Source organism: Nostoc sp. (assembly GCF_036917675.1).
In the GTDB taxonomy this organism is placed as follows: Bacteria; Cyanobacteriota; Cyanobacteriia; order Cyanobacteriales; family Nostocaceae; genus Nostoc.
In genome coordinates, this window is record NZ_JBALCT010000044.1 from 136,542 (window position 1) to 150,057 (window position 13,516).

13 protein-coding genes and 1 pseudogene are annotated in these 13,516 nt (G+C 42.6%); 6 read left to right on the forward strand and 8 right to left on the reverse strand.

Annotation, left to right across the window (positions count from 1 at the left end):
- Positions 1-37 precede the first annotated feature (37 nt).
- Positions 38-1,147: a bifunctional diaminohydroxyphosphoribosylaminopyrimidine deaminase/5-amino-6-(5-phosphoribosylamino)uracil reductase RibD gene (ribD, locus tag V7K31_RS14700; protein WP_335095193.1), complete on the forward strand. Its 1,110-nt coding sequence runs from the start codon at positions 38-40 to the stop codon at positions 1,145-1,147.
- Positions 1,148-1,165: 18 nt separating this feature from the next.
- Here the strand turns inward: ribD and V7K31_RS14705 are convergent, their stop codons facing one another.
- The gene (locus tag V7K31_RS14705) at positions 1,166-1,384 is read right to left on the reverse strand and encodes a hypothetical protein (RefSeq protein WP_334832735.1); all 219 of its coding nucleotides are present in this window, start codon (positions 1,382-1,384) and stop codon (positions 1,166-1,168) included.
- Between the two features lie 158 nt (positions 1,385-1,542).
- Between V7K31_RS14705 and V7K31_RS14710 the strand changes: the two genes are divergently transcribed.
- The gene (locus V7K31_RS14710; RefSeq protein ID WP_335095052.1) at positions 1,543-1,701 is read left to right on the forward strand and encodes a hypothetical protein; all 159 of its coding nucleotides are present in this window, start codon (positions 1,543-1,545) and stop codon (positions 1,699-1,701) included.
- Between the two features lie 325 nt (positions 1,702-2,026).
- Here V7K31_RS14710 and rnc read toward each other — a convergent pair whose 3' ends face one another.
- The 4 genes from rnc to V7K31_RS14730 all read right to left on the reverse strand — a co-directional run bounded on the left by rnc (position 2,027) and on the right by V7K31_RS14730 (position 5,442).
- Positions 2,027-2,710, reverse strand: coding sequence for a ribonuclease III (rnc, locus tag V7K31_RS14715; protein WP_335095194.1), 684 nt, complete (start codon positions 2,708-2,710; stop codon positions 2,027-2,029).
- 136 nt (positions 2,711-2,846) lie between these two features.
- Positions 2,847-3,647 (reverse strand): NYN domain-containing protein, encoded by an 801-nt coding sequence (locus V7K31_RS14720; RefSeq protein WP_335095053.1) that lies wholly within the window; start codon positions 3,645-3,647, stop codon positions 2,847-2,849.
- Between the two features lie 544 nt (positions 3,648-4,191).
- On the reverse strand, positions 4,192-4,800 hold the full coding sequence (locus V7K31_RS14725) for a hypothetical protein (RefSeq protein ID WP_335095054.1): 609 nt from the start codon (positions 4,798-4,800) through the stop codon (positions 4,192-4,194).
- 54 nt (positions 4,801-4,854) lie between these two features.
- Positions 4,855-5,442, reverse strand: coding sequence for a Uma2 family endonuclease (locus tag V7K31_RS14730; protein ID WP_335095055.1), 588 nt, complete (start codon positions 5,440-5,442; stop codon positions 4,855-4,857).
- Between the two features lie 91 nt (positions 5,443-5,533).
- On the opposite strand from V7K31_RS14730, the gene bchD reads away from it, so the two are divergent.
- Positions 5,534-7,567 carry a magnesium chelatase ATPase subunit D gene (bchD, locus tag V7K31_RS14735; RefSeq protein WP_335095056.1) on the forward strand — a complete coding sequence of 678 codons (2,034 nt, stop codon included), beginning with the start codon at positions 5,534-5,536 and terminating at the stop codon, positions 7,565-7,567.
- Positions 7,568-7,617: 50 nt separating this feature from the next.
- Here bchD and V7K31_RS14740 read toward each other — a convergent pair whose 3' ends face one another.
- Positions 7,618-8,418 carry an RNA polymerase sigma factor SigF gene (locus V7K31_RS14740; RefSeq protein ID WP_335095057.1) on the reverse strand — a complete coding sequence of 267 codons (801 nt, stop codon included), beginning with the start codon at positions 8,416-8,418 and terminating at the stop codon, positions 7,618-7,620.
- Between the two features lie 337 nt (positions 8,419-8,755).
- Between V7K31_RS14740 and V7K31_RS14745 the strand changes: the two genes are divergently transcribed.
- The gene (locus V7K31_RS14745) at positions 8,756-9,484 is read left to right on the forward strand and encodes a Bax inhibitor-1/YccA family protein (protein WP_335095058.1); all 729 of its coding nucleotides are present in this window, start codon (positions 8,756-8,758) and stop codon (positions 9,482-9,484) included.
- Between the two features lie 100 nt (positions 9,485-9,584).
- Here the strand turns inward: V7K31_RS14745 and V7K31_RS14750 are convergent, their stop codons facing one another.
- Both V7K31_RS14750 and V7K31_RS14755 read right to left on the reverse strand, forming a co-directional pair.
- Positions 9,585-10,028 carry a VOC family protein gene (locus V7K31_RS14750; protein ID WP_334832752.1) on the reverse strand — a complete coding sequence of 148 codons (444 nt, stop codon included), beginning with the start codon at positions 10,026-10,028 and terminating at the stop codon, positions 9,585-9,587.
- A 230-nt stretch (positions 10,029-10,258) separates the two neighbouring features.
- Positions 10,259-10,768 carry a TIGR02652 family protein gene (locus V7K31_RS14755; protein WP_442941291.1) on the reverse strand — a complete coding sequence of 170 codons (510 nt, stop codon included), beginning with the start codon at positions 10,766-10,768 and terminating at the stop codon, positions 10,259-10,261.
- Between the two features lie 242 nt (positions 10,769-11,010).
- Between V7K31_RS14755 and V7K31_RS14760 the strand changes: the two genes are divergently transcribed.
- Together V7K31_RS14760 and ltrA are read left to right on the forward strand one after the other, a co-directional pair.
- Complete coding sequence (locus V7K31_RS14760) at positions 11,011-11,547, forward strand: gamma carbonic anhydrase family protein (RefSeq protein ID WP_335095059.1); 537 nt, start codon at positions 11,011-11,013, stop codon at positions 11,545-11,547.
- Between the two features lie 659 nt (positions 11,548-12,206).
- Positions 12,207-13,386: pseudogene (gene ltrA, locus V7K31_RS14765) on the forward strand (group II intron reverse transcriptase/maturase); the annotation flags it as partial.
- Positions 13,387-13,516 lie beyond the last annotated feature (130 nt).

Consider the following 13,516-nt stretch of genomic DNA (forward strand, 5'->3'; position numbering starts at 1 on the left):
TATAAAGCAAAAGGTAGGAAGTGACTTTGACTCTCGCATGATGCTGCGGTGTTTGGAACTTGCTCGCCGCGCTTTAGGACGTACTTCGCCAAATCCCCTAGTGGGAGCGGTGATTGTCAAGGATGGCGAGATTGTCGGCGAAGGGTTTCATCCTCGTGCAGGTGAGCCTCATGCAGAAGTGTTTGCCTTGAAGGCAGCAGGCGTTGGCGCAGCCTCTCCCCAGGAGAATCGCGCTCGTGGTGCGACAATCTATGTCAACCTCGAACCTTGCAATCACTACGGACGTACTCCCCCTTGTTCGGAAGGATTGATCCAAGCTGGAGTGGCAAAAGTGGTGGTGGGTATGGTTGATCCCAATCCACTGGTAGCTGGAGGTGGTATTGCCCGTTTACGTGCGGCGGGGATCGAAGTGTTGGTAGGAGTAGAAGAGTCAGCTTGTCATCAGCTAAATGAAGCTTTTGTGCATCGCATTCTCTACAAACGACCTTTGGGAATTTTAAAATATGCCATGACTTTAGATGGCAAAATTGCTACCACCTCTGGTAACAGCGCCTGGGTGACAAGCCAAGACTCCCGCAGTGAAGTACATCAACTGCGGGCGGCAAGTGATGCAATAATTGTCGGTGGTAATACAGTCCGACACGATAATCCTTACTTAACCAGCCATCAGGTGGGGGCACATAATCCCCTGCGCGTGGTGATGAGTCGCCATCTCAACTTACCGGAAAATGCTCATCTGTGGCAAACTGCGGATGCTCCAACTTTGGTGTTGACACAGGAGGGCGCTAACCCCGATTTTCAAGAACTGTTGCTAAAAAAGGGGGTGGAGGTGGTGAAATTAACATCACTTACACCAGATAAGGCAATGGCGTACTTATATGAGCGAGGTTTTTGTAGCGTGTTGTGGGAATGTGGTGGTACCTTAGCTGCAAGTGCGATCGCTCAAGGAGCAGTACAAAAAATTCTCGCATTTATCGCCCCGAAAATCATTGGTGGTAGCACTGCTCCCACACCTGTGGGCGATTTAGGTTTTATTACCATGACTGAGGCGTTGTCTCTAGAACGTGTTCGTTGGCGTGTAGTCGGCTCTGACTGCTTAGTTGAAGGTTATTTTCCCCAAAAAGCTAATAGTCAAGATATCAAGTAATTCATCGTAATTTTACGATCATGAACACTGACGTTCCTGAGCAATATCACGTATAAGGGCTAGCCGCGATTGAATGTAGTGGCACAGAAAATCAGTTTCGTTAGAATCTAACAACACTTGCGTTTCGGTTTGTTTTACTAACCACTGCACCAAGCTAGCATCATCCAGTTGCAAGAGGAGCTTGGCTTGGGCGGTTTCAACCACTGACCAAAGCTGACGCATAATCGTAGGAGTCATCAGACCTCAATTGAATAATTAGCTTTGCTATCTTCAGATTACACAATTGCGATCGCACTTTCCGTCATGAATGTAGAAGCTGAGATAAGTATTATGAAAAACTTAATAATGGTATTTATAACTCAATACAGTTCAGTTAAGGATAATTGTAGGTTGGGTTGAACATTCGTGTTACCCAACAAACCCTGCAAAATGTTGGGTTTCGTTCCTCAAACGCCACTTGCTTCTCCCAAGGGGAGACGCTGCGCGAACAAGTCGGGAAACCCGCCCAACACAGTGGCTCCCCAACCTACGCTGGTTTTGGTTTTTGGCTCTAACCCAAGCGTATTGATTTATAACTTTATGAAGATTAAGAATTTAAAACTCAGTTTGGAAAATGGGGATTGGGCATGGAATAGACAGATTTTCATGGATTTAGTTGCAAAACTTAGAAAACAAATCCACTAATTCTAAATCTTGCTCAAACAGGAATTTAGCATTTTGAGCATCAAATACACACTCAGATTCATCCTCCTTTGCTAATGCAAAATTACTTCTTCTGCTGTTGAACCGTAGTTTTTCACTCTCACCCAGTAAAAATAAATTAAGAAGCAAGATGAATAGGAAGATGTTTTATACCTGTATGAGCCTGGGTAATCATCTCTACAACAAACCTTTCTTTTTCAACTTAGCTAGCGCATCTTCAGCAGCATCTTTTTCAGCCTCTTTTTTATTACGTCCCGTACCCGTTCCATACTCTTTTCCATCTACCAATACTCTAGCTACGAATTGTGGTGCGTGAGAAGGTCCTCCTATTTGTTCTGTCTCATATATCGGGGGATTTGGGGTAACATGAGATTGCACCCATTCCTGAAAGCGGTTTTTTGAGTCTACATTAGAGCGAGATACAACAATATTTTGCGATACGGAATCAAACAGAGGTTCTACAATTTTGCGAACTACTTCAATATTGGAATCATTATCTAGATAGTAGGCGCCAAGGACTGCTTCAAAGGTGCTACTTAATAAATTAGGATTTTGATATCCTCCATCTCGAATTGCACCTTGTCCTAATCTCATCTTAAATTCTAAATCAACTTCAAGAGCAAACTTTGCTAATTGCTTCTGATCTACTAATGCAGAACGGCGACGAGTTAATTCATCTTCTCCTTTTTCTGGATTACGTTTATAGAGATATTCACCACTTAAAAAATTTAGAATAGCATCACCAAGAAACTCTAGACGTTCGTTGTGTTCACCTTCTTCTGGGTGTTCGTTGACATAAGAACGGTGGGTAAGTGCTTGACGGAATAATTTTTGATTATTAAATGTGAGAAGTTTGTGCATTTTTGTCTTGTATTTTGTTGCAGAAATTGACTGTTGGGAAACTATACAATTGTGATTGTCTTCAGACATGAAAAAACCGCAGATAGCGGTGTTATTAAAACCCATTTTTTACTGAACTGGGTTTTTAAAAGCTATTTTAAGCAGCTAGCATATCTAACTCAGTTAAAAATAACTCCTGATTTTCCTTTCGGACTTTGCCATCCTTTACAACAACATCAATAAACTGGCTAAAACTCTTAATTTTCTTGCCATTAGACATAGAAATAGATGAGCATCCTTGATAGTTAGCATAACGTTGACGCATCAATTTATCAATGCGAGCAAATACGGTAGGCTTACCTTGGCTTGAGGCAATATTGATAGCTTCAATTAGATACTCTATAGCCTGATTGTAATTAATCTCAGACACAATATCCATGTTTTGAGTTTGAGTCTTATTGCTATTGCCAACTAGCTGAGGTAATTCATCTACAAAGTAGAAGTTCTCATTACCAACTAGTTTAACCAACTTTGGACTGGCACTACCTCTTTGAGAAAAGATGATCACGTTTTTACCTAAAGCCTTTAAAATGCAAATTAAGCCAGCATAGTCCCAGTCTCCTAAGATTAAGATAATTATATTAACAGAAGCATTAAAGGCAACCCAATTAATACAGTCATTTATCAATCTATAATCTGCACTATTCTCTGAATGTTCAGGAACATCAATACCCTTCATACCAAGAATTTCTAACTCGTTTTTGGTACAAACTTGGCCTATGTAGTGTGAATTATAGTAGAAATTTTTGCAGCCTATACGCCCCTTGGATTGGGCAAATTTCAACAACAAATGACCCTTTCCTTTAATTGAAGAGACGTTCTGAATATCGGCAAAAATACCGATAGAATTTTTATGCTGGCTTGTTTGTTTTTTATAAGATTGATCAGCGTGTGTCATTGTAATGTATCCAGTCTTGTTTAGTGAACTGGACAGCTTCAACAAATTACACATCTAGCAGTAGCAGGGCTTTGTACGAGGAATTTGCACTTAAAAAGTACTTCACTGCCATAAAGCTCTCTTACCGTCGTGTTCTTTTGGTTCAAGTCTCAGCCGTAGAATTCCTGGCTTCCTACCAAGTTTTGCGTCATTCTTTCCCCTGAATATTCATCCAAACATCTTGTCTTCCCGTTGAAAGTCTAATCAATCAGTTGACTTAACATTGGTCTGAAAATTCAGCCGAAGGGATGACACGAAGCTTGGCAGGAAACTAGGAATTCTGCTGCTGAGACAACACCAAAAACTTGCGTTTTAGAGTGCGGTTGTTTCTTCTGTCTTATATACAATGTTACATATATGACCTTGGATTGTCAATATACTTATTCATGAAGATTCGTAAAAGCGTAGACGCGTAGTCGCCTGACATCCATGAAGTTTAAGAATCATCTATGATATTCTCTCAAAGCCACCATTTTTTTCAAATATTCTGGTTAATATAAATAATTTACGGCTTACTTTGCGCGATCGCACTATACAAAATCCCTAAAATTTTCTTAATATCCTTAATATAATATTCACTCAAATCAATCGAAACTACATTGCCATCAAGCTTGAGAAATTGCCAGAGCGTACCGATAGTAACAGCACCATAGATAGCTTTGATTTGATTTCCACTTCTCTCGTTAAAAATCTGTGCGGCTACCATTTCAGCAATACATTGTGCTAAACCAGACCTCAAATTCTCATTTTTACTTTCTACTAAGACAACCACCGGACTACGTACAAGCAACTGCTCCGAAGAAAGACTCAAAATAAAATCACAAAAGCCATTTAGTCCTCGTTGGCTATCAACAGTAAAATCAACTCCAGAAAACAAGCTTATTTCATAATTAAATTTGCGTCTAATTTCTAACAAAATTGGACTAATTATCATTTCACTCCGAGCTTTTTCTGTACTTATCGCTACTGCTAGATCAACATTTTCCTTAAGAAGGATAGATAATAAATCACTACATTCTTGCTCATGTACATTTGCAAATAGTCCAGATGACTCGTGAATAACTAAACCAAAAGAATCAATAATTTCAATAAGTTTAAAATCACTATAAGCCATAAAACTTACTCCTTTGTCTTATGACTGAATTTTATCTCATTTATATAGCAAAGTTTAAAAATTCAGCTTTGGCGGAAACACCTTAGCTAAATCAATAGATGAATCAGGCAAAAAAGGGAAATTGATTACCTGATTTGACAAGACAATTCGCTTATTTAAATAACCATATTTACCTGGATTATCCTGATATGGTTCACTATAAAATTCCAAATAGTTATCAAATAAATTAAATATCCAAAAATCAGCAATACCAGCTTGAGCATAGAGAGGTATTTTCACATCTTGGTCATAAGCCAAAGAAGAATCAGAAACTTCCATCACCAATAACACATCAGCCGGTTTTGGGTGAGACGATAGATAATTATCATCTCGGTTTTGAACAATCGCAAAATCTGGTTCAGGTTCGCTGTTAGGTGGCAAAGTAATCGGGGCTTGAGATTGCAGAGTTGCCCTATCTCCGACAAGTTTTGGGAGTTGTTTCCACAAATTCCTTAGACAAGTTTCATGGGCTGTACCTTTGGATGCCATTTCAATAATTTCCCCGTTAATTAATTCAATGTGGTCATCTTCATGGAAAAAGCCCAATTCTCCAAGCCTGTGATATTCATCTAGTGTGAAGCGTTTAGCCTGAGCAATACTCATAACCTTACCTTTCTCTCATTGCAATAATACTTATTCTAAATGTGTCAGAAATTGGTATGCTAAAGACCAAGACTCGCAATGAAAGCAAACCATGCCTGCGCCTACTATCAATCCCACAATCACTGCCTTTCCCTTGAGTGCCGTAGTCGGTCAAGAAGCAATTAAATTAGCCTTGCTGTTAGCAGCAGTTGATCCTGGTTTGGGAGGAGTGGCGATCGCAGGTCGTCGCGGTACGGCAAAATCTGTGATGGCTCGTGCTATCCACGCTCTACTACCGCCGATAGAAGTTGTCAAAGGCTCAATCAGCAATTGTGACCCCAACCACCCAGAAGAATGGGATGATCAACTGTTGGCAGAGTACGCAGACAAAGATATTCAAGATGTTCCCGTCGAAATAATTCCCGCGCCTTTTTTGCAAATTCCTCTAGGTATCACAGAAGACCGACTCCTCGGTTCTGTGGATGTGGAAAAGTCCGTAAAACAAGGTGATACCATTTTTCAGCCCGGTTTACTCGCTACAGCAAACCGGGGTGTACTGTACGTAGATGAAATTAATTTATTAGATGACCAAATATCAAATCAGCTTCTAACAGTATTATCTGACGGACGCAACCAAATAGAACGAGAAGGGATCAGTTTTCAGCATCCGTGTAAATCCTTATTTATTGCCACCTACAATCCCGAAGAAGGCGGATTACGGGAGCATTTGCTAGATAGAATTGCGATCGCACTCTCTGCTGACGGTGTACTCGGCTTAGATCAAAGAGTAGAAGCAGTTGAAGTTGCGATCGCCTATTCTAAATCTCCCCAAGACTTCCTCAAGCAGTACAACGAAGATTTAGACGCCCTCAAAACCCAAATCATCTTGGCACGGGAATGGTTGAAAGAAGTAATTATCACCCATGAACAAATTGCCTACTTAGTAGATGAGGCCATTCGCGGCGGAGTTCAGGGACATCGCGCCGAGTTATTCGCCACGCGGGTTGCCAAGGCGGCGGCGGCTTTGGAAGGACGAACAACAGTTAATGCCGAAGATTTGCGCCGTGCTGTGGAATTGGTGATTGTACCACGCGCCACAATTGTGCAGACACCGCCACCAGAACAATCACCACCACCGCCTCCACCCCCACCACAAAATCAAGAAGAACCCCAGGACGAATCAGAAGAGGAAGAACAGGAAGAACAAGAAGAACAGGAAGAAAATCAAGAGCAAGAACCCCCTAGCATCCCCGAAGAATTCATTTTTGATCCAGAAGGGGTAATTCTTGATGACAGCGTGCTGTACTTTACTCAAATGGCGAAGCGGCAAGGTAAATCTGGTAGTCGCAGTGTCATCTTTTCCGATGACAGGGGACGCTACATTAAGCCAATGTTGCCCAAAGGGAAAGCGCGACGCATTGCAGTAGATGCCACCCTGAGAGCTGCGGCTCCTTATCAAAAATCCCGAAGAGAAAGACACCCAGATAGAAAAGTTATTGTCGAACAGGCTGATATTCGCTCGAAACGCCTGGTACGCAAAGCCGGGGCGTTGGTAGTATTTGTGGTAGATGCTTCTGGCTCAATGGCCTTGAATCGAATGCAATCGGCTAAAGGTGCGGTGATGCAACTCTTGACAGAAGCTTATCAAAACCGTGACCAAATAGCATTGATTCCCTTCCGGGGAGAACAGGCAGAGGTATTATTGCCTCCAACACGTTCTATTGCCTTAGCGCGTAACCGCTTGGAAAGGTTGCCCTGTGGTGGCGGTTCGCCCTTAGCACATGGTTTAACCCAAGCTGTGCGCGTCGGCTTAAATGCCCAGATGAGCGGAGATATTGGGCAAGTTGTGCTTGTAGCGATTACCGATGGGCGGGGTAATATTTCCTTAGCGCGTTCTTTAGGTGAACAACTAGAACCAGGAGAAAAGCCAGATATCAAAGGAGAATTATTAGAAATTGCTGCCAGAATCCGGGCTTTGGGGATGCAACTATTAGTAATTGATACGGAAAGTAAATTTGTGTCCACGGGCTTTGCTAAGGAATTATCCCAAACAGCAGGCGGTAAATATTATCATTTACCGAAAGCGACAGATCAAGCTATTGCTGCTATGACCAGAGGTGCGATCGCTGATTTAAAATCTCGATAATTAGTCATTTGTCATTTGTCATTTGTCATTGGATTTTTAGCCCAGCACGACTAAGACGCCGTTGGTATTACTTGTGTTGGCATTACCTGTGGTTGCAAATAGTAAATCAAATCTTGAATTCCCTTTTGCAGATACCGCGTTACCGTCATTGGACTAGTGCCAATATTTTTAGCAGCATCCTTGCGAGAAAGTTCCTTCAAAAATACCATTTCAACTGCCATGCGGGGCTTGTCTTCTAACATATTTATTGCGCCTTGGAGTTGTTGCCGTTCTTCTTCTTCTTGCAGAAGAACATGAGAACGAGGACAAGGAAGTGCCTCACCCAAGGTTATTTGGCAATCAACATAGTTAAGTGCGGTTGCATCTAAACTTAAAGGCATCCGGTTTTGAGCAGCTAACTTGGTTTCTTGCCATTCTTGCAGAGATACCTGAAGTTCCTTAGCGATTTCAGCATCTTTGGGAAGGCGACCTAAAGACATTGCCAAGTCTTTGCGAATCTTTTGTCCTTCATTGTACAGTTCTTGCCAACGACGGGGAATTCTTAATAGAGTACTGCGATCGCGCAAAAAGTGCAGCATCTCACCGCGAATATATGGTACAGCAAAGGAACTAAAAGCATATCCTTGGCTAGGGTCGAAGCGCTCAATTGCCCTAATCAAACCAAAATAACCGATTTGTTCTAAATCTTCATAAGGTTCATTACATTGATGGCTGAATTTATGAGCCATCTTCCGCACTAAGCCAGTATGTAACTGTACAAGTTTATTACGAAGTTTAATAGAAGGATTCTGGTGGTACAAGTGTAATAATTCTATACCATCAATTCGTAAAGAGGACTCACTTGTTGCCATATACATTCCCTTGTTTTAACTCCCATTCCTAAGAAAATGGAGCTGCGTATATTTTTTTTTAAGCTGTCATTATTTTCCCTAGTTAAGCCTGAATAAGCTATCGTCGTTTCACTGAACTTATCAGGGGTCGGACTTGACAATTCAGTATTTTTACGCATGATTTTGCTAACCTCTCTGTTGCAGGTAATTTTTGTTTTTTAGATAAAAATTTCAATATTGCATCATCTTTTTTGTTTAGTTATCTTCTAACTTGCCTAACCCCTTACTGGTTTCTTGCCCTAAATCTTGGTAAGAATAGGAATAAGCAGAACGTTTTCCTAAAAAACAGTTTTTCAATATGAGCAATACCAGTAATTTTCGTGAAGCTATGCGTGAGGCTAAATCTCACGCCCTCGTTGGTCCAAATGTAATTGCCAACGCCCTCCCCTACGTCGGTGGTGGATTGGTGCTAACGGCATTAGGAACTTACGGCGGTTTGGGAGTTATCCGTACTAACCCCGGAATATTCTTTCCCACCTTCATTGGTGCGGTGATTTTGGAGTTAATTTTGTTCTTTGTTGCCCAAAATGTTGCTCAAAAAGGTAACAAGGGACTTGCGCTACCCCTGTTGGCAACCTACAGCCTGTTATCTGGATATACTCTCAGTGGCTTAATATTTGTCGCTTTGAGATCCCAAGGTGTTGGCATTCAAGGCATTGGATTGGCTGCCCTTGGCTGTGGCGTTACTTTTATTTTCGCCCGTCAAATTGGTTCAAATCTCTCTGAACAAGACGGCATGGCTTTGACGAAAACCATCAATCTTGGTGTCATTGCTTTGGTGGTTGTGTGTCTAGCCCAATTCGGGTTTGCCATGTTTGGTGTTTACACGCCAAATTGGTTAGAAATCGCTATCTCAGGTTTGGGGGTGTTTCTATTTGTTGGGGTTTCTGTTGTGGATTTCTACATCTTGCCCCGCACTTACAGCGATGACCAATATCTGCCTGCTGCTTTGTCGATGTACCTCACTTACATCAACTTGTTCGTCTTTATCTTGCGCTTGCTAATTTCCCTAAATAGCCGCAATTAATTGTCTGTAGGTACTAACAAAAGTAAAGTTTTATAAAGTAAAAACCGTGGTTAATTTTTTTAGCAACCACGGTTTTTTCATCTGTTTAATAGTAGAAAGATTATGGGAGTTTTCCTAAAACCCGAATGAATTCCAGGGGTAAGCCATCAGTATCGGCGATGAAAGCCACTTCGTAAATGCGATCGCCTATTTGCTGTTGTGTCGGTTCTAAAAGTACCTTCAAAGGTTGTAATTCTTCTACTTGACTCTCAGTTCCAAGTAGTACACGTTCTTGTAAATTTGTCAACCAGCTAGGTAAATCTGGTGTAATCTCAGTTAAATCGAACGAGAGATGATAATAGCCCACATAATGTTCATCAGCAAATGCATCTGGGGCTGGTTTTGGTTCGGGAATTTGGATCAGTTCAATTCTGCCGCCCAATCCTTCCATCCAGCAAGCTAGGGTGTAGCCTGTAGTAAAGCGTTCCGAAATTGTAAACCCTAAATGTTCGTAGAAAGCGATCGCTCGATGAATATTCGCAGTCCGAATCGAAGCGTGGTGCATAACAAAAGTTAGGAGTTATGAGTTAGGAGTTATTAATTGAATTTAACTTAATAGCAATTCTTTGTGAAACTCCACAAAATGAAGCTTGGTAAGACTTGGGGCTTGAGCAAATTGTTCGCGAGCAACCTCAGATGTAATCGGTATAACTCCTAACTCCTGTACAGACGCGATTAATCGCGTCTCTCCTAACTCTTGTACAGACGCGATTAATCGCGTCTCTACTCCTAACTTTACTCAAACAACCTGAAATAAGGGTAGCGCACAGGGACGCCAGGTTCTTTTTCCAAGTCAAAATTAATCACTTCCCAACAGGGATCTTCTGAGGTATCAGGGCTAAAGTCCACGGGTAAGCCATACAAACGCGCAGCAGTAGCTTCTGGTTGTCCAGAACGCCAAGGTGTACTGCGTTCTAAGTAGCCACTCATCAATTCCTGATAGCGTCGAGCAATAATCACTTTTGTTGCTCGATAGCCTTGGGTATACAGCTTGTCTAATGCTTCGTGGATTTCAAAGCGAATACCATCAGGATGAGTATGCTGTCTATACCATTCATTATTCCACCTCCGCCAATGACGCCCCGATTGCAAATGGATTAACTCGCCATTTTTAGGATTAACTTCAAACGCGCCATGACGCGAACACAAATAAGTATCTGTCAGTGTCAGCGCCGGAATAGTCTGGCGACAATGGGGACACTGTATTTCAGGGCCAAACATCGGGTACTGCAAACCTGGATTCATCATGAAGTGCGTACAAACATAATTTTGTCTTCACCAGCACTAGTGGGTTGGATTATACACTTCGGCTCAACCACTTTGGGTTACTTGCTCACTGCTGCATGGACACGGAGTTGCGGCAGGAACATTGTTTACTAGTGTTTTCCTCAGCGTAGAGGCTTGATGCTGTGATATCCTGGTTGTGCAACCAGCCTTAAAGGTTGGAGTTTCTCCAGTGTTCCTGGGTATCATATTTATATTCTATCGTGTCTACCGCTTCTTACTGGACATCTGTCGATTTTTCTCAAGCTGCCTTCATCGCAGCCAATGCTGTTGTTATGGGTTCGGTAGATATAGCAGCAGGGGTGAGCATTTGGTATGGAGCAGTGGTTAGGGGAGATGTTGAACGCATTGAAATTGGCGAATGCACAAATATTCAAGATGGGGCAATTCTACATGGTGATCCTGGTTTTCCGACAATTTTAGAAGATCATGTTACCGTAGGGCATCGCGCTGTGGTACATTCCGCTTACATTGAGCATGGATGTTTGATTGGCATTGGCGCGGTGATTTTAGACGGGGTACGAGTGGGCGCTGGTAGCATTATCGGTGCTGGCGCAGTGGTAACTAAAAATATACCGCCTCTGTCCCTAGTTGTCGGCATTCCTGGCAAAGTGTTACGAAAAGTAACGGAAACTGAAGCCGCAGAACTGATTGAACACGCTAAACGTTACCAAAAATTAGCTTTAGTTCATGCTGGTAAGGGTACTGATATCGGCTTTAGCGTGCGAATCGTTGGCTAGAAACCAATCTTGTAAAAGATTAGGGGGATTAGCCGCAAGGTACTGAACCTTGACAACTGAATGACCATGTAGGTGAGAGAAATTATCCTAGAACCCTCAAATCCTACCCCGTAGGTGCAACGGTGAAAGCATCACCCCCAGGTTTGAGACTAGCCATCAACGCCTGAAGCGGGGTGAAAAGGTGTTATTACTGACAGCCTAAGTTGGTAAGCATCGAGCAAAGTACCCATGAGTAAAGCCTTGGCTTGAAAGATGTGTTTGAATCGTCGTTACGAGAAACCAGCGAAATAAGGCTAAACGCGCTGGAGCCAAAAGGCAAAGGATATGGAGTTGGCAAGTGTTGAATTGACCAACAAGCACTTCCAATAAACCCGGCGAATAAGCATCACTCTAAAGGTACATAGTATGGTCATTCGGAACGAGATAACCTCTCGTATGCTCTCAGGTGGTCGAATACCTGAGTAGGTGCTAACCGTATGCAGCGAGTAGGGAAGATTTAGTCAGAAGCGAATGTCTGGAGTAATGCCCAGAATATGCAGACAGACTTACGGTGATTTGGATGATAAAGTCCCAAGTAGTGAGTATATATGTCTAATACACAGTCCCAAAAACTGATGGTGGAATAGCACTCTATTAACTGGCGCAAGCTAGAGCGTAGCGTGTATAAGCTCCAAAAGAGAATTTATCAAGCCTCTGCCCGTGGTGATGTAAAAGCATATCGCAGTCTCCAAAAGACGCTGATGAAGTCCTGGTCAGCAAGAGTCTTAGCGGTTCGTAGAGTCACCCAGGATAACCAGGGGAAAAAGACGGCTGGGGTAGACGGCGTAAAATCGCTGACTTCAAAGCAACGTCTAGAACTGACTGGAAATTTAAACCTGGGGACAAAGGTCAGCCCCACTAGGCGCGTATGGATTCCTAAGCCTGGAACGGAAGAGAAGCGACCTTTGGGTATACCTACAATGAAAGACCGAGCCTTGCAAGCGCTTGTAAAACTGGCATTAGAGCCAGAATGGGAAGCGCGATTCGAGCCTAACTCATACGGGTTCAGACCAGGACGCTCATGCCACGATGCGGTAGAAGCAATATTTACGGCAATCAGTCTGAAGCCAAAATTCGTACTAGATGCCGATATTGCCAAATGTTTTGACCGCATCGACCAAGACGCACTGCTCAAAAAAATTAAATACATTCCCCACCATCCGCCGACAAGTTCGAGCTTGGTTAAAAGCGGGAGTGATGGATGGTAAGCAGTTGTTTCCAACATCTGAGGGTACGCCACAGGGTGGGGTCATTTCTCCGCTATTGGCAAATATTGCCCTCCACGGGATGGAAGAACGGATAAAGCAATACACAGCAACGCTGAAAGGTAACAAGCGGGATAACCGTAGATCCCTCAGCTTAATCCGTTACGCCGACGATTTCGTAATTCTCCACGAAAACTTAACCGTCGTCCAAAGATGTCAAGAGATTATCTCTGAATGGTTAAAAGGCATGGGTTTGGAATTAAAGCCCAGCAAAACGAGACTCGCTCATACTCTCACAAAGTATGAGCAAGAAAAACCAGGGTTTGATTTCCTTGGTTTTACGATACAACAATTTCCAGTAGGAAAGTATCACTCAAAGCAGGGTTTTAAGACAATCATCACCCCAAGCAAGCAGAAGCAAAAGGTACATTATGACAAAATCGCTAGGGTTATTGAAGCTCATAAGGCAGCACCGCAAGCGGCGCTAATCAGCCATTTAAACCCAATTATTAGGGGATGGGCTAACTATTACGCGACTGTAGTAAGTAAGGTAACTTACTCAGATATCGATGACCTCACGTACCAAAAGCTAATCGCTTGGGCAAAACGCCGCCACCCCAAAAAGGGCGAGAAATGGGTGTCAAAAAGGTATTGGCAATCCATCGGTGGTAAGAACTGGGTATTCGCAACCAGGAAGGAAGGATTAACCCCACTTCGGTTACTAA

What these genes read in the sequence shown, in the direction of transcription:
- ribD (WP_335095193.1), top strand. Translation starts at nt 38, where the DNA reads ATGATGCTGCGGTGTTTGGAACTTGCTCGCCGCGCTTTAGGACGTACT.
- V7K31_RS14705 (WP_334832735.1), bottom strand. Translation starts at nt 1,384, where the DNA reads ATGACTCCTACGATTATGCGTCAGCTTTGGTCAGTGGTTGAAACCGCC.
- rnc (WP_335095194.1), bottom strand. Translation starts at nt 2,710, where the DNA reads ATGCACAAACTTCTCACATTTAATAATCAAAAATTATTCCGTCAAGCA.
- V7K31_RS14720 (WP_335095053.1), bottom strand. Translation starts at nt 3,647, where the DNA reads ATGACACACGCTGATCAATCTTATAAAAAACAAACAAGCCAGCATAAA.
- V7K31_RS14725 (WP_335095054.1), bottom strand. Translation starts at nt 4,800, where the DNA reads ATGGCTTATAGTGATTTTAAACTTATTGAAATTATTGATTCTTTTGGT.
- V7K31_RS14730 (WP_335095055.1), bottom strand. Translation starts at nt 5,442, where the DNA reads ATGAGTATTGCTCAGGCTAAACGCTTCACACTAGATGAATATCACAGG.
- bchD (WP_335095056.1), top strand. Translation starts at nt 5,534, where the DNA reads ATGCCTGCGCCTACTATCAATCCCACAATCACTGCCTTTCCCTTGAGT.
- V7K31_RS14740 (WP_335095057.1), bottom strand. Translation starts at nt 8,418, where the DNA reads ATGGCAACAAGTGAGTCCTCTTTACGAATTGATGGTATAGAATTATTA.
- V7K31_RS14745 (WP_335095058.1), top strand. Translation starts at nt 8,756, where the DNA reads ATGAGCAATACCAGTAATTTTCGTGAAGCTATGCGTGAGGCTAAATCT.
- V7K31_RS14750 (WP_334832752.1), bottom strand. Translation starts at nt 10,028, where the DNA reads ATGCACCACGCTTCGATTCGGACTGCGAATATTCATCGAGCGATCGCT.
- V7K31_RS14755 (WP_442941291.1), bottom strand. Translation starts at nt 10,768, where the DNA reads ATGAATCCAGGTTTGCAGTACCCGATGTTTGGCCCTGAAATACAGTGT.